The 21,592-nt window shown below is 59.6% G+C and carries 15 protein-coding genes and 1 pseudogene; 7 read left to right on the top strand and 9 right to left on the bottom strand.

Going from position 1 to position 21,592, the window contains the following annotated elements; all coding sequences use genetic code 11:
• Positions 1-48 precede the first annotated feature (48 nt).
• The 7 genes and pseudogenes from ACYZT6_RS26875 to aspA all read right to left on the bottom strand — a co-directional run bounded on the left by ACYZT6_RS26875 (position 49) and on the right by aspA (position 13,066).
• Positions 49-4,640: pseudogene (locus ACYZT6_RS26875) on the bottom strand (dermonecrotic toxin domain-containing protein).
• 369 nt (positions 4,641-5,009) lie between these two features.
• Positions 5,010-6,110, bottom strand: a complete 1,101-nt coding sequence (locus ACYZT6_RS26870) for a polyamine ABC transporter substrate-binding protein (RefSeq protein ID WP_462029297.1) — start codon at positions 6,108-6,110, stop codon at positions 5,010-5,012.
• 12 nt (positions 6,111-6,122) lie between these two features.
• Positions 6,123-7,154 (bottom strand): histone deacetylase family protein, encoded by a 1,032-nt coding sequence (locus ACYZT6_RS26865; RefSeq protein WP_462029296.1) that lies wholly within the window; start codon positions 7,152-7,154, stop codon positions 6,123-6,125.
• A 246-nt stretch (positions 7,155-7,400) separates the two neighbouring features.
• Positions 7,401-8,393, bottom strand: a complete 993-nt coding sequence (locus ACYZT6_RS26860; protein WP_462029295.1) for an AraC family transcriptional regulator — start codon at positions 8,391-8,393, stop codon at positions 7,401-7,403.
• A gap of 148 nt (positions 8,394-8,541) precedes the next feature.
• The gene (locus ACYZT6_RS26855) at positions 8,542-9,546 is read right to left on the bottom strand and encodes an asparaginase (protein WP_462029294.1); all 1,005 of its coding nucleotides are present in this window, start codon (positions 9,544-9,546) and stop codon (positions 8,542-8,544) included.
• Between the two features lie 144 nt (positions 9,547-9,690).
• Complete coding sequence (locus ACYZT6_RS26850) at positions 9,691-11,142, bottom strand: alanine/glycine:cation symporter family protein (RefSeq protein ID WP_462029293.1); 1,452 nt, start codon at positions 11,140-11,142, stop codon at positions 9,691-9,693.
• Between the two features lie 499 nt (positions 11,143-11,641).
• On the bottom strand, positions 11,642-13,066 hold the full coding sequence (gene aspA / locus ACYZT6_RS26845) for an aspartate ammonia-lyase (protein ID WP_046044988.1): 1,425 nt from the start codon (positions 13,064-13,066) through the stop codon (positions 11,642-11,644).
• A 180-nt stretch (positions 13,067-13,246) separates the two neighbouring features.
• Here aspA and ACYZT6_RS26840 point away from each other — a divergent pair, with 180 nt between their 5' ends.
• The 5 genes from ACYZT6_RS26840 (at position 13,247) to ACYZT6_RS26820 (ending at position 17,028) form a co-directional block, all read left to right on the top strand.
• Positions 13,247-14,164 carry a LysR substrate-binding domain-containing protein gene (locus tag ACYZT6_RS26840; RefSeq protein WP_131058959.1) on the top strand — a complete coding sequence of 306 codons (918 nt, stop codon included), beginning with the start codon at positions 13,247-13,249 and terminating at the stop codon, positions 14,162-14,164.
• 302 nt (positions 14,165-14,466) lie between these two features.
• Positions 14,467-14,958, top strand: coding sequence for a 5-(carboxyamino)imidazole ribonucleotide mutase (gene purE / locus ACYZT6_RS26835; protein WP_008150032.1), 492 nt, complete (start codon positions 14,467-14,469; stop codon positions 14,956-14,958).
• An 11-nt stretch (positions 14,959-14,969) separates the two neighbouring features.
• Positions 14,970-16,052, top strand: coding sequence for a 5-(carboxyamino)imidazole ribonucleotide synthase (locus ACYZT6_RS26830; RefSeq protein WP_462029292.1), 1,083 nt, complete (start codon positions 14,970-14,972; stop codon positions 16,050-16,052).
• A gap of 107 nt (positions 16,053-16,159) precedes the next feature.
• Complete coding sequence (locus ACYZT6_RS26825) at positions 16,160-16,405, top strand: GlsB/YeaQ/YmgE family stress response membrane protein (RefSeq protein ID WP_090177848.1); 246 nt, start codon at positions 16,160-16,162, stop codon at positions 16,403-16,405.
• A gap of 86 nt (positions 16,406-16,491) precedes the next feature.
• Positions 16,492-17,028, top strand: coding sequence for a DUF3299 domain-containing protein (locus ACYZT6_RS26820; protein WP_462029291.1), 537 nt, complete (start codon positions 16,492-16,494; stop codon positions 17,026-17,028).
• Between the two features lie 125 nt (positions 17,029-17,153).
• Here ACYZT6_RS26820 and ACYZT6_RS26815 read toward each other — a convergent pair whose 3' ends face one another.
• Both ACYZT6_RS26815 and ACYZT6_RS26810 read right to left on the bottom strand, forming a co-directional pair.
• Positions 17,154-18,053: a D-hexose-6-phosphate mutarotase gene (locus ACYZT6_RS26815; protein WP_462029290.1), complete on the bottom strand. Its 900-nt coding sequence runs from the start codon at positions 18,051-18,053 to the stop codon at positions 17,154-17,156.
• Positions 18,054-18,110: 57 nt separating this feature from the next.
• Positions 18,111-18,515 (bottom strand): acyl-CoA thioesterase, encoded by a 405-nt coding sequence (locus ACYZT6_RS26810; protein WP_007896491.1) that lies wholly within the window; start codon positions 18,513-18,515, stop codon positions 18,111-18,113.
• A 525-nt stretch (positions 18,516-19,040) separates the two neighbouring features.
• On the opposite strand from ACYZT6_RS26810, the gene ACYZT6_RS26805 reads away from it, so the two are divergent.
• Positions 19,041-20,339, top strand: coding sequence for an MFS transporter (locus ACYZT6_RS26805; protein WP_462029289.1), 1,299 nt, complete (start codon positions 19,041-19,043; stop codon positions 20,337-20,339).
• A gap of 231 nt (positions 20,340-20,570) precedes the next feature.
• A complete protein-coding gene (locus ACYZT6_RS26800; protein WP_462029288.1) occupies positions 20,571-21,569 on the top strand; it encodes a phosphate ABC transporter substrate-binding protein PstS in 999 nt (332 codons plus the stop codon).
• The last annotated feature ends 23 nt before the right edge of the window (positions 21,570-21,592 follow it).

Genomic DNA, 21,592 nt, shown 5'->3' with positions numbered 1-21,592 from the left:
AAAAAAAGACCCGCGAATGCGGGTCTCGGGTTTGGCACAACGTACGGCTTACGATCCTGAGGCCGAGGGTGGCAATTTTGCCAAGAACAGTGTGGTCGCCAGTTGCGGACTGATCTCGCTGCGGTAGATCGAAATCGCCTGGAGATCGTCGTTCGCGGTGCGAGCCTCGGACGCACCCCCTAGCCGCCGTTGCTGCACGGTTTTCAGATGTGCTGCTGTAAAGGTTTGAACAGGCGAAGCGGGCAGCGAATAGTGGAAGTGGGCATACCACAGAGCTTTCTGGGTGCCGCGATCACGGATCTCATACTCCTCGAGGTAGTCTCTTTTACGGCTTTTGAGCAAACGTCGGCCGGGGTTTTTGACGATGTCGACCTGACCTTCACTTTGCAGCCACCGGACGCGCTCCGCCGTCGGCGGCTGTAGTTTGGTCATGCTGATTCGCGTCACACGTCCCTGATTGTAAAGTTTGGTTGCCCCGTCATTCAGCTGCTTGACCAGTGTGACGGCGGAACCCGGACCGCCTTCGGTGGAATTAGTGGCGGTCAGCGCTTCGTCGATTGTGTTGGCGGCCTCTTCCAATCGATGGGCCTGCTGATGAAACATTTCCTCTATTTCCACGGGGATTCGCCGCGTCCCTTTGGAGTGGGCCTCTGTTCGACGAGTGAACGCATCCAGCCCGTCCAGCAATGCCTGGCCTTGAACAGTACTTGCATTCAAGTCGGGTTGGACGACGACGGAGGGAACCGGTTTCGGGGCCACTCTTTCAACCCAGACACCCGGGGTTTTCTCATGAAAGGTCGAGATGACTTTGCCGGTCAACGCCGAGGTCACGTCGATCAGATCTGACCCCTGCGCCCCAGGGGCCGCGCGTAACTGGCCCACCACGGTACCTTTGTAACGGGTCTTGATGATCCGCTTGGCGGGAACGGTCGGCAGGCGGGAAGGGCTGGTTGCGGCTCGAGCGCCTGGCGTTCCCGCAGCAAGCTCGCCAGATGCTTCACCGTGCGTTGTTGAAAACCATCGATACGTCGGCGCATCGAGTCGAGCGATGGTTGCAGGTACTGACCGGGAAACTCGGTGGGCAGATCGACGATGCGCTGGTCAGTTATCGTGAGTTGTTCCACCAGATCGCTGAGCCCATCGATCCGCTCCGGTAGCCGCCGCACCTCTTCGTCAGCGGCCAGGTCCAGTGACGCCTGAATGGCGAGGGCTGCGTTTTCGACAACGTTCTCCAATGCCAGGCGGGCTCCAGGCGCGGTCGCAACGCTGTCGTCGAGGCACAACTCTTGTCCCAGTGTGATCTGGAACAGTTTGAGATCCTGTAAATCGAACGTCGGCAGGTTGGCTTTGACGTCGCGGATCACTTCGACGGCTTCTTTGCCGAGCAGGTTCAGTTGTTCGAAGCGCGAATGCGCGAACTCGATTTTGTTGATGTGGCTTCCGGTCAAATCGCTCATGAGCTGATGGGTTTGCCGGGCGGTCTGTGGGTTTTCCGTGGGCTGTTTTTCGAGAAGATCGAGGGAAAGCCGCATTTGACTGCCGAAAACCGGACGCTGGTGATCGAACCATTTTTGCAGCAGCGAAAGCTGGAAATCCAGGCGACTGATCATCGCTTTCCGGAAGTTGGGAATGGTCTCGCGAGCGTTGAAGGCTTTCATCTGTTCCATGTTGGCGCTGATGAACGACATCTGCGCGTCGAGCATTTCAAGGTACAGGCGGCGATGGGTGTCGGTGGCTGCAGATGCCTGCGCGTTTTTTTCCGCTTCCTTGAGTTCGGTCTCGCGGCTTTTGGTTTGGCGTTCAAACGCTATCATTTGCTCTTTCAGTTCGGCTTGGCGTTGCCGGTTTTGTTGCTCCAGTCGTTGTTTCTCCCTGCCCCCGCCCCTCAGTCTCAGCCGCGTGTCGATGAACCATTCGCCTCTGGCATCCTTGATCAGCAAAGGCCCGGTGCGTGCGGGAGTCCGGCGTGATTCAATGATCTGCACATCGTTATTGTCGTTGAGGGTGACTTCGAACCATCGCTGGCCAACCTTCGCATACCATTTTCCATTGAGTGAACGGAGGTGTTGGTGAGGACCGGGCTCGCTGGAAGCGGCTGCCATTCCTTTGGGTTCGGCGATGGTCAGTTCATCAAGCAAGACGCCCAGGGACGTAGGAGACCGCGAAGCGGTGGCGTGCAGAGATGACTCATGGGACGGTGGAAGCTGGTTGAGATCGGATAGATGGGTGATCGTGATTTTGTGGGCAGGCTTGTTTTCGGGTGTTACGGGTGGTGGCTCGACCTTCTCGGGTAATCGCGTGACGGGCTTATTGCGAGTGGCAGCCCGATGGGCCAGCACCATGCCGAGCGTCAACAGCAGGTCGGTCACCGCGGACCAGGCGAGTTGGCTGTCGTCGTTCTCAGCGGCATCGGTAATCTCCTGCAAGTCGTCCATGATCTGCCAGACCCAAGCGGCCACCCCGGCAGTGCGGCCGAGGAAGGGCAGTGCGACGTTGAACAGCATCCATGTGCCTTGCTTGAGCGTTGCCCAGCGAGCTTGCGCATTGGACACCGATTGGCGGTCAGCCAGGGTAATCATTGCGTTGGCGTTGGCTTTGAACAGGGTAGCCAGTGGCGCGTCATCAAGGGCTGTCGTACTGAACGTCACCGCACCCATCTTGCCCAGGGCAGAAGTGGGATCGGCCAGCAATTGGGTCAGCGTCCAGACCGAAGGCAACTCACCCGAAAACACATACTGGGAATAATTGAAGCGCACATCGTCGGACAGCCAGGCCAGGATCGATTGGCGAAGGGGTTTTTCGTGCTTGATCGCATACAGCAGATTGGCCTCGCTTGGGTACTGCGTCAGCGAGGGGGAGAGCAATGGCCGGTAGAGCAGGCACGGGCCTCTGTCGGTGAGGCGCGGACCGATGATGAACATGTTGGCGACTTCATCACCTTTGCTGCCGGTGCGATCACCGGTAATGAAGGCCAGCGGTCGAACGACAATCTCCTGTCCGTTCACCCAGCGGTCGGCAGCGTTTTTCTGCATGGCTGCATTGACGTATTGATACCCGCGTTCATCAATCCCGGCTTCGCCGCGCATCTTGTGCTGCAATGCCTGCAAGGGCAACTGGACGGGCAGATGGCGGGTGTAGAGCGCCTGCCGTCGTAACCTTTCTTGCGAGTCTTCAACCAGCTTGCGCTTGATCAACGCCGGGTAAACTGCACCGATATCGACTTGAGTGACGAGCTTTTCCAGGTAGGCGGGCGTCATCCACGCAGGCACCGCGTCGCCGTTTTTGAAGCGCACCGTCTTGTTGCCCAGAGGAACGGCAATCAGGTTTTGCAGCGCCAGTTCGATCAACGACAGCGTGGTGGTTTGCGTCTTGCCAGGTACCACGATAGCGCCCAGCACCACGACGCTGGTGATGCTGATTTCAATGTCTTTCAGATCCAGGTTCGCTGCCGCTGGATGATCCTTGATCATCTGCTCTTGCAGGGTTTGCAGCGCGAATTCCGGCAGTGACGAGATACCTTCGTCGAAGGTTTTTCCAGCGTCTTGCTCCCGCAGCTGCGCCAGGTCCATCAAATGTCGGCTGTACCGGGTGAGGTCCGCTGACGAAGCGTTTTTCAACCAGCCTGTCAGTAACCCTTGAACCTTGCTGAAGCGCGACGACGGCAGGGCTTCAAATTCAGTGAAGCTTTTTGCTGCGGCACTGACTTGTGGTGAAAGAGTCGTAAAAGACGCGGGCTGAAACGTATTGAATGTACCGATGGCTTCGGCTTCGAGTGCGATCAGCGCGCAGGCCTGGTGGTGAAAGAAATTGCCCTCGGGTTCAAACAGACGCCATTGCAGTGTCAGCTCGACGCTTGACGTTCCAGGCTGGGCGAACAATGTTTTACCCAGTGCCTCAACGGAGTCATAGCGCCTGAACCCTTCGGCAATCGAGTGCGTCAGCACCAGGGTTCGCGTACCCAATGTGCCCACGAACACAGCGATATCCAGGACACGCAGATGTTCGCTCACCGCGTTTTCAATGCGATCGGTATCGATCAGGCAGGCCTTGGTCTGGTACTTGTCCTGTGACTGTGATCGCCGTGTTGCGCCATCCGGATAATTGAACACGGCTTGGGCCATGGCTTTTTCATCCGCATCCCAGGCCGACGCGGGATCGGGGCTCCAGATGTCCTGCAGCGATTGCGAGAGCGAATGCCAGCGCGGGGTCTTGGGGCTTGTCTCCTGGTTCCAGTAATCAAGCTGTTGTTGCTGATAGGCGATGAACAGCTGCGGTGCGAGCGTGTTGAGCAGGCATCCGATGGCGTCGATTTTCACCGGCAGTTGGGCCAGAGGTTCAACGCCCGGTTGCAGGGTCAGGAAATGTTCGCCATCGATGAGCGTCACCGTTGTTCCCGACCAACCGAGTCGCACCAGCACATCGGTGAGCGATTCATACAAGTTGTGGCCGGATACGACCTCGGTGCCTGTATCGACCCAGGTCGGGGTGACGACCGTGGCGAGCGTCGGATCAATCTTCAACTGCGGATAAAGCGCATTGAGCGCAGGACTCAATGCGTTCGCGGCGACCTCTCTGATCGAGGGGCCGGTGACCAGTTGGGTCAATACCTCTTCTGCACTCGGGGCAACGGTTTCGGGCATGGTCGTCTCCTGACTGAGAGCGCGCCGCTGTTAAGTGCGCGGCGCTGGATCAGGAAAAGGTATCGGGCGGCCAAACGTGCCTGGCGGTACATATATATCGCAGGCAAAAAAAGACCCGCACTCGCGGAAAATGCCAGTCAGTTAAGTCGTAACGCGATCTGTAGCAGCTGGCGAAGCCTGCGTTCGGCTGCGCAGCAGTCGTAAAATCAGACGATGCGGTGTTTCAGGAAGACCGCAAATTCAGGTTTTACGACTGCTTCGCAGCCGAACGCAGGCTTCGCCAGCTGCTACAGAAATTGCATTGCCGCGGAAATTGTTTAACTGATCGGCATTACCCGCAAGTGCGGGTCTTTTTTTTCAGGGGTGGTTTCAGGTTCCGGACTTGATCTTGGTCCAGGCCCGGGTCCGCGCACGTTCGGCATCCCGTGGCAACGGTTGCAGGGTGTACAGCGTACCCATCGCCGTTTCGGTCGGGTACAGGTTCGGGTTGTTGCGGATCGCCGGGTCGACCAATTCCGTGGCGTCCTTGTTCGGGTTCGGGTAGCCGACGAAGTCGCTGACTGGGGCGATGACTTGCGGTTGCAGCAGGTAGTTGATGAAGGTGTAGGCGTCTTCCGGGTTTTTTGCGCCTTTCGGAATCGCGAGCATGTCGAACCAGATCGGCGCGCCTTCTTTCGGCAGGCGCATGTCGACGATCACACCGTTCTTGGCTTCCTTGGCGCGGTTGGCGGCCTGGGAGAAACTGCCGGAATAACCGACCGCGACGCAGATGTCGCCGTTGGCAATGTCGGCCATGTATTTGGAGGAGTGGAAGTAGGTGATGTACGGGCGGATTTTCATCAACAGCGCTTCAGCCTTTTCGTAATCCGCCGGCTTCTTGCTGTTGGGGTCCAGACCGAGGTGTTGCAGGGCCAGCGGCAGGATCTCCGACGGCGAGTCGAGCAGGGCGACGCCGCACTGCTTGAGCTTGCTGATGTTCTCTTCCTTGAAGATCAAATCCCAACTGTCCACCGGCGCGTTGTCGCCCAGCGCGGCTTTGACCTTGTCCGGGTTGAAGCCGATCAGGATGGTCCCGTACATGTACGGCACGGCGAATTTGTTACCCGGATCGTTGCCTTCGAGCAGCTTCATCAGCTTCGGATCGAGGTGGTTCCAGTTCGGCAATTTGCTGCGGTCCAGCGGCTGGAACACACCGGCCTCGATCTGTTTGGCGAGGAACACGTTGGACGGCACCACCACGTCGTAGCCGGAGTTGCCGGTCAGCAGCTTGGCCTCGAGTGCTTCGTTGGTGTCGAAGATGTCGTAGACCAGTTTGGTCTGGGTGTTCTGCGCCTTGAAATCTTCCAGGGCCTTGGGCGTGATGTAGTCGAACCAGTTGTAGACGCGCAACGTTCGCTCTTCAGCGTGGACGGCGCCACTGAGCACCGTGGCGCATAGCACCGGTGCAATAAAACGCTTGAGACTGTTCATTGTTCTAATTCCTCATTGGGCGCTTTCAAAACCTTCGAGAACGTTCACGGCATTGATGCCGATTTCTTCTACCGCGTAACCGCCTTCCATCACGAACAGCGTCGGTTTGCCGAGCTTCGCGATGCGCTCGCCCATGGCCAGGTAATCCGGGCTGTCGAGCTTGAATTGTGAGATGGGATCGTCCTTGAACGTATCGACGCCCAGGGAAACGACAACGATGTCGGCGCCGTATTTCTCGATCTCGTTGCAGGCTTGATCCAGCGCGGCACTCCAACTGTCCCAGCCGCTGCCGGCCGGCAAAGGGTAGTTGAAGTTGCAGCCTTCGCCGGCCCCCTCGCCGAGCTCGTCTTCATAGCCAAGGAAAAACGGAAACTCGGCTTCCGGATGGCCATGGATCGAGGTGAACAGCACGTCGCCGCGCTCATAGAAAATCGACTGAGTGCCGTTGCCGTGGTGGTAATCGACGTCGAGGATCGCGACTTTTTTGTGGCCCTGATCAAGGAACGCCTGAGCGGCGATGGCAGCGTTGTTGAGGTAGCAATAACCGCCCATCAAATCGCTGGCGGCGTGGTGTCCCGGTGGACGGCACAGGGCGAAGGCACTGCGGGCGCCGTGCTGAATGGCGGCTTGCGCGGTGAGGGCCACTTGCGCTGCGCTGTACGCCGCTTGCCAGGTGCCGGCGGTGATCGGCGCGCCGCCGTCGAAGCTGTAATAGCCGAGCTGGCCGTGCAGGCTGGAAGGAATGATCCGACGCAGGGTACGGGCCGGCCAGGTGTAGGGCAGCAAGTCGCCGTCGGTGTTGAATTCGGTCCAGCGTGCCCAGGCACCTTTGAAGAAGTCCAGGTAGTCGCGGCTGTGGATGCGCGCAATCGGGTCCAGGCCGAAATCCTGCGGCGCTTCGACCGGGCCGAGATTCTGCGTTTGCACACGCTGCAACACATGGTCGGCCCGCGAGGGCATTTCGAAGCAGGGCATCAATTGCCCGTCCATCAATTCACAACGGCCGTGGTGCAGGTGGTGATCGTCCGAGTAGATCGTCAGCATTTCTTATTCTCCGCAGGCTGATTTGGTTGAACACAGTCTTGCGGGAGGCGGTGTTTGGGAGAACGGCAGGAAAGGCCAAAAAGGGATCGATAGGGCCAAAAGGTTTGACCGGAATTCGCCCTTTTATGGCGCGGGTCTGCCCCAGCGTTGGGCACTTGCCCCTGTAGGAGCGAGGCTTGCCCGCGAAGCTTTTGGCGTATTTGAGGACGCCTTCGCGGGCAAGCCTCGCTCCTACAGAGGGTGGGGTCAGGGCCGAAACTGACTGGGCGCCACCCCACTCCAGCGCACAAACGCATGGCGGAAACTTGCGGTTTCGCTGAAGCCCAACGCTTCGGCGATCCGGTAAATCGGCAGCTGATCTTCGCAAAGCATCTGCTTGGCCTGCTCGAAGCGCAATTCGTCGAGCAATTCCTGATAACTGCACCCCAGATCCTTGAGATGCCGGCGCAACGTCCGCGCTGAGCAGTTCATCTGTAACGCCAAACCGTCCAGCCCCGGCGCCGCATTCAATTGCGTACGGAGCAACTCTCGAATCCGCCCCAACCATGCCTGGCGCCCGGTGAATTCGGTGTTCTGCTTGCGGCAGCGTTCGACCATGGCCTGATGGGTGATGACATCGGCAAGCGGCAAGGGCTGGTCGAGCCAGCGCTTGTCGAAGGCAAAGGCGTTATCCCGCGCGTCGAAGTGCAGTGGGCAGTTGAAGTGTTCGGCGTAGGTCGCCTGATAGTCCGGCGCCGCATGTTCCAGACGCGCCCCGAGTAATGGCAGCGGGTGCCCGAGCAGGTCATCGCAAATGACTTTCAACGACACCAGACAGAACTCGGCGTTGAACACGGCCAGCGCCGGGTTCTCCCGGTAATCGGCGGCAACGAACCAGATGCGCTCACCGTCGTCTTCCAGGCTCAACTCGAAAAGTGTTCCCAACAGCGCCGGATAACGCATCGCCAGCCGCAAAGCGTCACCGAAGGTGGCACAGGTGAGCAGTGCATAACCGAGCATGCCGTAGGACGAAACGTGCATCCGCCGGCCCAGTTCGAGGCCGATATCACGCTTGAGCGCGACCGCGTTGGCGCAGACCTGCATCTCCTGGTTGGTGGTGATGCGCGTGTCCGCCCGGCTCAGATCCGCCGCACTGATGCCACTTCCCGCCAGCAGCGCTTCGCTGGACAAGCCTTCGGCCTTGAAGGTGTTGAGCACCAGGGAGACGGCGTTGAGGGTGGTGAGGTGGGAGTGGAGCATGGGGTGTTCCAGCGGTTGGATGCTGGAACGGAGCAAGTTGTATGCCGCGTACAAGTCATATGTAGAAGCGAGGCTTGCCCGCGAAGCTTTTGGCGTTATCGAAAACGCCTTCGCGGGCAAGCCTCGCTCCTACAGGTCCTGCGGTGTGTCAGCTGAGTTCGCCGCAGAGGTCGAGCTCGACCAGGCGCTGCACTTCAGCAATGTCGAGCCCGGCACCCAGCAACCCATGCAACTTGCCGAACGCCGCCTCACGGGTCATGCCGCCACCCGAAAGCACGCCAACGCCCCGCAACCGGCTGCCGGCCTCGTAAACATCCAGCTCGACACCCCCTTCATGGCACTGCGTAACTGCAACCACCACAACACCCTTGTCCCGCGCTCGTTCCAGGCTGGCCAGAAACTCGGGGTTATCGCTCGGCCCGGTTCCGCTGCCGTAGCACTCGAGCACCAGGCCTTGAATGCCGCTGTTCAGCACGCCATCCAGTTGCTCGGCGCCGATGCCTGGAAATAACGGCAACACCGCGACTTTTGCCAGTTGCTTGCTCTGGTTGTAATTCAATTGAGCAGGCAGCGAAGTAGCCTTCACACCACCGCCCTGACGTTCCAGCCGTTTGAACGGATGACGACCAAAGCTGCGGACTTTCGCGCAGCGGGTAGGGGCGAGCAGTTCGCCATGGAAGTACAGATGAACGCCCGGCGCCAGGCCATGGCCCAGGGCAACCAGCGCACCGCTGAGGTTTTCCCAGGCATCGCTGTCGGTCACGCCGGCCGGCAGCATGGAACCGGTGAACACCACGCGAGCATGTAGGCCGAGCAATTGAAAACTCATGGCTGCCGCGCTGTAGGCGAGGGTGTCGGTGCCGTGCAGGATCAGCACGCTGTCGCAGCCCTGGACATCAACGGCGTCGACCACCGCTTCGCGCAGTTGCTGCCAGTACGCCGGGCTCATGTTGGCGCTGTCGATCAGCGGCGACATTTCGCGAAAGCGCCACTGTGGCACCACGAGTTCAGGTTGGCTATTCAGGTATTCGCGCATCCGCGCTTCGAAGCCGGACGCCGGGGCCAGGCCATTGGCGCTGGCCTGCATACCGATGGTGCCGCCGGTGTAGAGCACCATGACGTGCTGGGCGGCTGGAAAGGAATTGGGAACCATGGGGAAGTCTCCGCAAGAGATGACATGTGGGAGCGAGACCGGCTTGCCGGCGATGGCGGTATGTTAGTCACTAATGTGTGAACTGACAGTCCGTCATCGCCAGCAGGCTGGCTCCCACAGGTTTGTGCACCCTTCGTTTAACGATCAGCGTTGCGCTGCGGGTACGCCTTGCGGCTCAGCTTCGGCCTTGGGGGCGGCGGCTGGTGGATTGGCGGGCCAGGCTTTCAGATCCAGGTCCAGATCCGGGAACTTGCTCGAATCGAACACCGGTGTCTTGATCCCGGCAGCGCGCTGGTCGTCGTAGTCACGCAGGATGCGCATGCCGACCTTGAACAGCAGGAACAGCGCGATCAGGTTCACGAACGCAAGCAGGGTCATGGTGATGTCCGCGAAGGCGAACACCGTGCCGAGGTTTTCGATCGCACCCCAGAAGATCAACACCAGCACCAGCGCGCGGTAGCCGATCAGCGCCTTGCGGTTTTCACCGATCAGGAAGCGCAGGTTGCTCTCGCCCAGGTAGTAGTTGTAGAGGATCGAGGTGAACACGAACAACGACAGAGCCACGGAGATGAAACTGCGGCCCCAGTCACCGACCACGGCGGCCAGCGAGTTCTGGGTCAGGGCAATGCCGTCGCCTTCGAAGCCCGGGGTGTAGAAGCCCGAGAGCAGGATCAGCAACGCGGTGCAGGTGCAGATCACGAAGGTGTCGAGGAACACGCTGAACGCCTGAACCACGCCTTGTGCCACCGGGTGCTCGACCGAAGCCACGGCGGCCACGTTCGGCGCACTGCCCAGGCCCGCTTCGTTGGCGAACACGCCACGCTTCACGCCCATGACAATGGCGCTGCCGATCAAGCCGCCGAAGGCTTGATCCAGACCGAAAGCGCTTTTGACGATGGTCATCAACATGGCTGGAACGTGGTCGAATTGCAGCACGATCACGTAGATGGTCACGCCGATGTACACCAGGGTTTTGACCGGTACCAGCAGGTCAGCGACCTTGGCGATGCGCTTGATCCCGCCGATGAACACCATACCCAGCAACACCGCCAGGGCCAGGCCTGTGTAGGTGGTGTCGAGGCCGAACGCGTTGTTCAGCGAATGGGTCACGGCGTGGGCTTGCAGGCCGTTGAAGGCGAAGCCGAAGGTCACCAGCAGCAGGAACGCCATGACCATACCCAACCAGCGCTTCTGCAGACCGTGCTGGATGTAGTAGGACGGGCCGCCACGGTAGGTGCCGTCGGCATCCGTACGTTTGTAGAGCTGACCGAGGGAGCACTCGAAGAAGCTGCTGGACATGCCGACCAGTGCGGTCACCCACATCCAGAACACCGCGCCTGGGCCACCCAGGGTCACGGCGATGCCGACACCGGCGATGTTACCCGCGCCGACGCGGCCGGCGAGGCTGAGCATCAGGGCCTGGAACGAACTGAGTTGCCCGGCGCTGCTTTTCAGGCTGTCGCGGAACACCGCAAACATATGGAAGAAGTGGCGCAGTTGTACGAAACGCGAGCGGATCGTGAAGTAGCTACCGAGCCCGACAATGAGCACGATCAGTACTTTCCCTGAGAGGAAGTCGTTAATGACTTCGAGCATGGATTTTTCCTCGCTGTTTTTTGTGTAGGCAAATGCTGGGCAGGTAGAAACATCGCGTTACACCGGTGTGCACGTGGCACAACAGTGAGGCGAGTGTTCGTCCCGGGCCCATATCGCAGGTTTGTTATTAGTTCGGGTTTCGCATGGGTTTGGGCCTCGTTACCGACGACCGCTCACGCGAAGAGGGGCGGCACTATACCTAGGAGAGTGCCGTCCGTCTGCACGGTTGTGGTGCATTCGGTGAAACGAAGCCTTTGAAACACCTGACCCTTGGGAGGTCCGGTTCATGTGGGAGCGGGCTTGCCCGCGATGCAGGCACCGCGGTTTATCAGGAACTCCGCGTTATCGTTCATCGCGGGCAAGCCCGCTCCCACAGGTTCTGCGTTGTTGCAAAACGAGTTAAAAAAAAGGGCTTGGGGAATAAATCCCCAAGCCCTCAAAAGGTGAGAGGTGTCTAGTCCCTCGACCTGGTGAGCGGTGCTACAAGTAACGCGTCGGATCAGGCTTTAAGCGGAACCAGACGCGGAGCAATCATGTTTTCCGGGCGCAGGATGTCGGCGAGCATTTCGTCGTCGAGCAAGCCTTCTTCGCGCACCAGTTCCAGCACGCCGCGGCCGCTTTCAAGGGCGATACGGGCGATGCGGGTGGCGTTTTCATAGCCGATGTACGGGTTCAGCGCGGTGACCAGGCCGATCGAGTGCTCGACCAGTTCACGGCAGCGCTCTTCGTTGGCGGTGATGCCGACGATGCAGTGCTCGCGCAGCATGTCCATGGCGCGTTGCAGCAGGCGGATCGAGTCGAAGATCTTGAACGCGATCAGCGGCTCCATCACGTTCAGTTGCAACTGGCCGCCTTCGGCCGCGATGGTCAGGGCCAGGTCGTTACCGATGATCTGGAACGCCACCTGGTTCACGGCTTCCGGGATAACCGGATTGACCTTGCCGGGCATGATCGAGCTGCCTGGCTGACGCGCCGGCAGGTTGATTTCGTTGATGCCGGTGCGTGGGCCGCTGGACAGCAGGCGCAGGTCGTTGCAGATCTTCGACAGCTTGACCGCGGTGCGCTTGAGCATGCCGGAGAACAATACGAAGGCGCCCATGTCGGACGTGGCTTCGATCAGGTCGGCGGCCGGAACCAGCGGTTGACCGCTGATCAGAGCCAGACGCTGAACGGCCAGGAGCTGGTAGCGCGGGTCGGCGTTGATGCCGGTACCGATCGCGGTGCCGCCCAGGTTCACTTCGGTCAGCAGTTCAGGTGCGAGTGTTTTCAGGCGCGCCAGGTCTTCGCTCAGGGTAGTGGCGAAGGCGCGGAATTCTTGACCCAGGGTCATCGGCACGGCGTCTTGCAGCTGGGTACGGCCCATCTTCAATACGTGGCTGAACTCTACACCTTTGGCGGCGAACGCCTGGATCAGGCTGTCGAGGCTGGCCAGCAGCGCATCGTGACCCAGCAGCAGACCCAGGCGGATCGCGGTCGGGTAGGCGTCGTTGGTCGACTGCGCCATGTTCACGTCGTTGTTCGGGTGCAGGTATTGGTATTCGCCTTTCTGGTGACCCATGGCCTCCAGCGCGATGTTGGCGATGACTTCGTTGGCATTCATGTTGGTCGAAGTGCCAGCACCGCCTTGAATCATGTCCACCACGAACTCTTCGTGGAAATCGCCGCGGATCAAACGTGCACAGGCTTCGCTGATGGCAGCGTGCTTGGCTTCGCTCAGGTGACCCAGCTCGCGGTTGGCGTCAGCGGCGGCCTGTTTGACCATCGCCAGACCGACAACCAGCTTCGGGTAATGCGAAATCGGAACGCCGGAGAGACGGAAGTTGTTCACCGCTCGTAGGGTCTGGATGCCGTAATACGCTTGAGCAGGTACTTCGAGTACGCCAAGCAGGTCTTTTTCTGTGCGGAAAGATGCAGCGGAGGACATGATAGAAATCATCTCGATATGGACCCGGTCTGTGCCGGAACACTGCAAATGCTAGGCTTGTGGAGAATTTTCGGCCAATGCTGTTAAACACTGGCCTATGCACATTCGGCATAATGCCCATGTGACGCCGTGTGTGCGGCGAGCGTGTGACCTAAATTGGTGCGTGTCCGGGAGGACGTGATGAATCTGGAAAGTAAATGGCTCGAGGACTTCAGCGCCTTGGCCGCCACCCGCAGTTTCTCCCAGGCTGCGGAACGACGTTTCGTAACGCAGCCAGCGTTTAGTCGGCGGATCCGCAGCCTGGAAGCCGCGCTGGGGCTGCAATTGGTCAATCGCTCGCGTACGCCGATCGAGCTGACGGCGGCGGGGCAGTTGTTCCTGGTGACCGCGCGAACCGTGGTCGAACAGCTCGGCGAAGTGCTGCGCCACCTTCATCATCTGGAAGGCGGGCAGGGCGAAGTGATGCAAGTGGCCGCCGCTCACTCATTGGCGTTGGGTTTCTTTCCGCGCTGGATCGCGCAGTTGCGCAATGAAGGCCTGAACATTGCCACGCGGTTGGTGGCGACGAACGTCGGTGACGCGGTGCATGCGCTGCGTGAAGGCGGTTGCGACTTGATGCTGGCGTTCTATGACCCGGACGCGGCCTTGCAGATGGACCCGGAAATCTTCCCGTCGCTGCACCTCGGCCACACCGAGATGCTGCCGGTGTGCGCGGCGGATGCCGACGGCAAGCCGTTGTTCGACCTGGAGGGCGAAGGCAGTGTGCCGCTGCTGGCGTACAGCGCCGGTGCGTTTCTCGGGCGCTCGGTGAACATGTTGCTGCGCCAGCGTGCGCTGCGCTTCACCACCATCTATGAGACCGCCATGGCCGACAGCCTCAAAAGCATGGCGCTGGAGGGATTGGGCATTGCCTGGGTGCCGCAACTCAGCGTTCGCGCCGAACTGGCGCGCGGTGAACTGGTGGTCTGCGGCGGCCCGCAATGGCATGTACCGCTGGAGATTCGCCTGTATCGCTGCGCGCTGGTGCGCAAGGCCAACGTGCGGTTGCTGTGGCGCAAGCTCGAGGGCGGCGCCGCGCAAGGCACAACCGGGCAATAAGATTTTGTAGGAGCCAGGCTTGCCGGCGAAGGCGTCCGTAAGATCGCCTTCGCCGGCAAGCCTGGCTCCTACAGGTTAGGTCGATTCACGATGTTTTTGCCTGACCTGCGAGTCAATAAAACCGGGACTTTACGCCGTATGACAGATGGTCGTTTCAGGGGCTGTTTATCTGCTTCATTGAGGTATACTGCGCGGCCTTCGGCCGGTTCGACTGGCCATAATTCGTACAATCAAGCCACGCATTTGCGTGGCTTGTTGTTTTTTGACGCGCCTGCGGGCGCCCAGAGAGAAGAGGCACGACGATGAGTGCACTGGTTGGCGTGATCATGGGCTCCAAGTCCGATTGGTCCACCCTTAGCCACACCGCCGATATGCTGGAAAAGCTCGGCATCCCTTACGAGGTGAAAGTGGTCTCTGCCCACCGCACCCCGGACCTGCTGTTCCAGTACGCCGAAGAGGCCGAGGCGCGTGGCATCGAGGTGATCATCGCCGGTGCCGGTGGCGCGGCCCACCTGCCTGGCATGTGTGCGGCCAAGACCCACCTGCCGGTGCTGGGCGTTCCGGTGCAGTCGTCGATGCTTTCGGGCGTCGATTCGCTGCTCTCGATCGTGCAGATGCCAGCGGGCATCCCTGTAGCCACCCTGGCCATCGGCAAGGCCGGCGCGATCAACGCCGCCTTGTTGTCGGCGAGTATCCTCGGCGCCAAGCACCCGCAGTTCCACGCGGTGCTGAAAAAATTCCGCGCTGAGCAGACAGACAGCGTCCTGGAAAATCCAGACCCACGCATCGCCTGAGGTTGTTGACGATGAAGATCGGTGTAATCGGTGGCGGCCAGTTGGGTCGCATGTTGGCGTTGGCGGGCACTCCGCTGGGCATGAACTTCGCTTTCCTGGACCCGGCACCGGATGCTTGCGCAGCCGCGTTGGGCGAACACCTGCGGGCCGATTACGGCGACCAGGATCACCTGCGTCAGCTGGCCGATGAAGTCGATCTGGTGACCTTCGAGTTCGAAAGCGTCCCGGCCGAAACCGTGGCGTTCCTGTCGCAATTCGTCCCGGTCTACCCGAGCGCCGAAGCCCTGCGCATCGCCCGCGATCGCTGGTTCGAGAAGAGCATGTTCAAAGACCTGGGGATTCCAACCCCGGCGTTCGCCGACATTCAGTCGCAAGCCGATCTGGATGCCGCTGTCGGTTCGATCGGTCTGCCAGCCGTACTGAAAACCCGCACTTTGGGTTACGACGGCAAGGGCCAGAAAGTCCTGCGCAAACCGGAAGATGTGGTTGGCACGTTCGCCGAACTGGGTAGCGTGGCCTGCCTGCTGGAAGGCTTCGTGCCGTTCACCGGCGAAGTTTCGCTGATCGCCGTGCGTGCTCGTGATGGTGAAACGAAGTTCTATCCGTTGGTTCACAACACCCACGACAGCGGCATCCTCAAGCTGTCCGTGGCCAGCACCGATCACCCGCTGCAAGCACTGGCCGAAGACTACTCCAGCCGTGTGCTCAAGCAGCTGAATTACGTCGGCGTCATGGCGTTCGAGTTTTTCGAAGTCGACGGTGGCCTCAAGGCCAACGAAATCGCCCCGCGCGTGCACAACTCCGGGCACTGGACCACCGAAGGCGCCGAGTGCAGCCAGTTCGAAAACCACCTGCGGGCCATTGCTGGTCTGCCGCTGGGGTCGACGGCCAAGGTCGGCGAGAGCGCGATGCTCAACTTCATCGGTAAAGTGCCGGAGACCGACAAAGTCCTGGCCATCGCCGATTGCCATCTGCACCACTATGGCAAGGCGTTCAAGGTCGGCCGCAAGGTCGGTCACGCCAACCTGCGTTGTGCCGACAAGGCCACGCTGGAGCAGCAGATCCTCAAGGTCGAAGCGCTCATCGCCGAATAAACAGTTTCATGTGGCAGCGGCGGAACCATTAGGCCCCGCCGTTCTCTGATGGCAGGATGCCAAAGTCTGACTAGGCTTCATATCCAAATCATTCAGAGGGAAACGCCATGGGAATTATCGGAACCATCTTTATCGGCTTGATCGTCGGCCTGCTGGCTCGGTTCCTGAAACCGGGTGATGACAGCATGGGCTGGATCATGACCATCCTGCTCGGTATCGGCGGTTCGCTGGCGGCTACTTATGGCGGCCAAGCCCTGGGCATCTACCAGGCCGGTCAAGGCGCAGGCTTCATCGGTGCGCTGGTCGGTGCGGTGGTGTTGCTGGTGATCTACGGCTTGATCAGAAAGAACTGATTCAAGCGACGAAGTCCTCTCTGCGGCGCACGTAGGGAGGGCTAGAATGCTCGGCGTTACACGTCCTTTCCTTACCGAGCACCTCCATGCGCCGTTTTTTGTTGACTCTCCTCCTGTTGGGCAGCGGTTTGGCCCATGCCGGCGAACTGCCGGAAACCGACTGGCTCGAACTGATGCCCAAGTCGGACCAGAAGGCCCTCGAGGCCATGCCCGAAATCGACCACAACTCCCCGGAAGGCGATGGCACCTTTACCGAAAAAGGTGGCATGAAGCAGAGCAAGGGCTTGCCGTCGGTGATGTATTCGACCAAAACCGTGCCGTCGATGAACGACAAGAATATCCGCATCGGTGGTTATCCGGTGCCGCTGGAGTCCGACGCCAAGGGCCGCAGCACGCTGTTCTTCCTCGTGCCGTACCCGGGCGCCTGCATCCACGTGCCGCCACCGCCACCGAATCAGTTGGTGCTGGTGCGTTATCCGAAAGGCTTGAAGCTGGATGACATCTACACGCCGCTGTGGGTGACCGGCACGCTGAAGATCGAGAAGGTCAACAATGATTTGGCGGATGCGGCGTATGCGCTGGATGCGGCGAAGGTGCGGGTAGTGCAGGAGTCCGATCTCTAACAGCCACTCGAAATAACTGTGGGAGCCAGCCTGCTGGCGATAGCGGTGGGTCAGATACTTTCAAGTTGACTGACACAGCGCCATCGCCAGCAGGCTGGCTCCCACATTTCGTATTGCGGTATGGCTTAGAGTGGTTTTGCGCCGACGCTGACACCCAAGGTATGGCTCGCACCCGGCGCCAGCGTCACCACGTCATCCATCACATTCGCCGTCTCGATGCACAGCATCTTCTGCCAGCCGTCGTCGGCCATGTCGCTGAACGCCGCCGCGCGTTCGATCCACGGGTTCCAGATCACCGCCGTGCGCGAACCACTGCTGGTCAGCTCGATACGTCGTTCCCAGGCCGGGTCGACAATGCTCACCTTCGCCGGGGTATTGAGGTAGATGCGATCAGTCTCGCCGGTAAAACGCAGTTCACCGGTCTGAGCCTTGGTTTTCCAGTCATCCAGAGTTTCGATATAGCTCAAGCCATCCAGCCCTTCCACATGCACATTGCGTACATCACTGACCGCGAAATAACTGTGCAGCGCCTGGCTGATGGTGACTTTGTCGGTGCCGCGATTGTGGCTGGTCAGGCTGATGTGCAGTTGCTCATCCAGACGAATGCTCAGCTTCAAATCCACCTGATGCGGCCAGCCAGGGAAGCCGCCTTCAGGGTAGGGCAGGATGAATTCCACCTTCAGGCGCTCGCCCTCGGCTTCGATACCGCCCAGTTCCCAATCCATCGCCCGTACAAAACCATGGGCGGTTGGCGGTTCGCTGCTCACGCGCATCGCCTGGACACTTTGCGGGTTACGCGGGAAATTGCCGAACCACGGCCAGCACACCGGCACACCGGCGCGGATGCTCTTGCCGGTCTTGAAAACGGCCTCGTCGTTAAGCCAGATCAGCGGCGGTTGGCCGGCCAATTGATAACTGAGGATGTGCGCGCCTTGCTGGGCGACCAGCAGTTCGGCCTGGCCGTGGCGGATGCGCCAGCAGTTCAGTTCATCCAGTTTCACGGCTTCAACGTTGGGCGTGCTCATGGGGCAACTCTCGATCAGGAACAATGACTGCAATGGACCGCAGAAAGGTCGCGGTGTTTAACGCGCGCGCGGAGGAACCGAGCGGGTCCGGCCGCTGCCATCGATCGCGACAAACACAAACACGGCTTCAGTCACTTTACGCCACTCGCTGGACAGCGGATCGTCGCTCCAGACTTCGACCATCATCTGAATCGAGCTGCGGCCGATTTCCAGCGCCTGGGTATAGAAGGAGAGCTGAGCGCCCACCGCCACCGGAACCAGGAACGCCATGCGATCAATCGCAACGGTCGCCACGCGTCCGCCAGCGACTTTGCTGGCCATTGCGGTGCCGGCCAAATCCATCTGTGCCACCAGCCAGCCGCCGAAGATATCGCCGAAGCCGTTGGTTTCACGCGGAAGTGCGGTGATTTGCAGGGCCAGGTCGCCTTGCGGGATTGGATCTTCTTGTTCGAGCTCTATCATGCCGGGGGTGCCTCTGACCCGTGACTCTTCATTAGTACTTCGCGTGAATAGCCGTCTTACGGCTCCGCGCGCAAAGTGCCTGCGCTCGGTCATGCTGCGTTAAAAACAGGCTCGGACGCTCATTTACAGCAGTAAACTCCGCGTCCTCGCCTGTTTTTGCCTTGCCTGACCTTCGCTCGGCGACTTTGCGCACTGGAGCCTTTGGAAAAACGATTCAGCCCGAACATACTACGTCCGTCACGTTTTTCGTAAGGCGCCTAAAGGGAAACTCTGCGAAAGCGACTGAACCAAGCAATTACCTTGCCCTACAGTCAGCGCGTTTTCGCACAGCAACCCCTTACAAATGCTGCAATGCAGCGAGTATATCGATCGGTAGACTCCGAGACGACCGTCCGGTTCTCATTTTGACCGTCAAATACGCACCTCCATGTGCTTTTTCGAACAATTTGCTATCGTGCCGGACCTGCCCAAGCCCCCGCCAGCGTTGTTGGGGTTGCAGATCCGACTATAAGAGAAGCCCTTGCCATGACCACAGCGCCCTCTAGCATCGCGCAGCCGACCCAGCCCGCACGCCCGTTAACCCGTAGCGACTACAAGACTTTATCGCTGTCTGCCCTGGGCGGTGCGCTGGAGTTTTACGACTTCATCATCTTCGTGTTCTTCGCCACCGTGGTGGGCAAACTGTTCTTCCCGGCGGACATGCCCGAGTGGCTACGCCTGATGCAGACGTTCGGCATCTTCGCCGCCGGCTACCTCGCTCGCCCGCTGGGCGGCATTGTCATGGCGCACTTCGGTGATCTGCTGGGCCGCAAGAAGATGTTCACCTTGAGCATTTTCATGATGGCGGTGCCGACCTTGATCATGGGCCTGCTGCCAACCTATGCGCAGATCGGCATGTGGGCGCCGATCCTGTTGCTGCTGATGCGGGTGATTCAGGGCGCGGCGATTGGCGGTGAAGTGCCGGGCGCGTGGGTATTCGTTTCCGAACACGTCCCGGCGCGTCATATCGGTTATGCCTGCGGCACTCTGACGAGCGGTCTGACAGCTGGCATCCTCCTGGGCTCGTTGGTCGCCACCGCGATCAACAGCATTTACACCCCGGTTGAAGTGTCCGATTACGCCTGGCGGATCCCGTTCCTGCTGGGCGGCGTGTTCGGGTTGTTCTCGGTGTACCTGCGCCGCTGGCTGCACGAGACCCCGGTGTTCGCCGAGCTGCAGCTGCGCAAAGCCCTGGCCGAAGAGGTACCGCTGCGCGCGGTATTGCGTGACCATCGCGGGGCGATCCTGATTTCCATGCTGCTGACCTGGCTGCTGTCCGCCGGCATCATCGTGGTCATTCTGATGACCCCGACCGTGCTGCAGACCGTTTACCACTTCTCGCCGACCACGGCGTTGCAGGCCAACAGCCTGGCGATTGTGTTCTTGAGCTTTGGCTGCGTGGCGTCCGGTGCTTTGGCTGACCGTTTCGGTGCGGGTCGAGTGTTCGTATTTGGCAGTGCGGCGTTGTTGTTCAGCTCGTGGACTTTCTACCACAGCCTGTTCAATCACCCTGACTGGCTGTTCCCGATGTACGCCTTGACCGGCTTCCTGGTCGGCACCATTGGTGCAGTGCCGTATGTGATGGTCAAAGCCTTTCCGGCGGTGGTGCGTTTTAGCGGGTTGTCTTTCTCTTACAACCTGGCTTATGCGATTTTTGGCGGCCTGACGCCGATGGTGGTGACGCTGCTGCTCAAGGAAAGCCCGATGGGGCCGGCCTACTATGTGGCGATTATTTGTGTCGTCGGAATTCTGGTGGGGGCTTATCTCTGGAAGAAGGGGCGCTGATCCCGAAATTGTCTGTAGCTGTACCGGCCCCAATCGCTAGCAGGCTAGCTCCCACATTGAAATGCATTCCAATGTGGGAGCTAGCCTGCTAGCGATTGGGGCGCATGAATTATCCGGTAAAACCTCGAATGCTGGCCTTTCATCCAATTGTCATATTTCAGCCATAGAGTGTTCACACGGCCTGCTGATACTTGGCCCCGACTAACACACCCTATCTGCTAGGAGTAAGGCATGAAACTGAAGCGTTTGATGGCGGCAATGACTTTTGTCGCTGCTGGCGTTGCGACTGCCAACGCGGTTGCCGCTGTTGACCCTGCTATCCCGAGCTACACCAAGACCACTGGTGTGTCGGGCAACCTGTCCAGCGTCGGCTCCGATACTCTGGCCAACCTCATGACCCTGTGGGCTGAGAACTACAAAAAAGAATACCCGAACGTAAATATCCAGATTCAGGCCGCCGGTTCCTCGACCGCGCCACCTGCGCTGACTGAAGGCACCGCTAACCTGGGCCCGATGAGCCGCAAGATGAAGGACAACGAGCTGCAGGCCTTCGAAACCAAATATGGCTACAAGCCAACCGCTATCCCGGTTGCCGTGGATGCCCTGGCTGTGTTCGTGCACAAAGACAACCCGATCCAGCACTTGACCATGGAACAAGTCGACGCGATCTTCTCGTCCACTCGTCTGTGCGGCGCTAAAACCGACGTGAAAACCTGGGGTGATCTGGGTGTGACCGGCGACCTGGCGAACAAGCCGGTTCAACTGTTCGGTCGTAACTCGGTATCGGGCACCTATGGCTACTTCAAAGAAGAAGCCTTGTGCAAAGGTGACTACAAGCCAAACGTCAACGAACAACCAGGTTCGGCTTCGGTCGTGCAGTCGATCAGCTCCTCGCTGAACGGCGTTGGTTACTCGGGCATTGGCTACAAAACCGCTAGCGTGAAGACGGTAGCTCTGGCCAAGAAAGGCAGCACCGAGTTCATCGAAGACACCGAAGAAAACGCCCTGAACGGCAAGTACCCGCTGTCGCGCTTCCTCTACGTTTACGTCAACAAAGCCCCGAACAAGCCTCTGGCCCCGCTGGAAGCCGAGTTCGTGAAGCTGATCCTGTCAAAACAGGGTCAGGAAGTTGTGGTGAAAGACGGCTACATCCCACTGCCGGCCAAGGTTGCTGCAAAAGCACTGGCTGACCTGGGTCTGCAGGAAGGCGGCAGCGTAGCAAAAAAGTAAAACCCTAGGCCCGGGGTAAACCC

The sequence above is a fragment of the Pseudomonas sp. RT6P73 genome (genome assembly GCF_054897715.1).
This window is presented reverse-complemented; position numbering and strand designations above follow the sequence as displayed.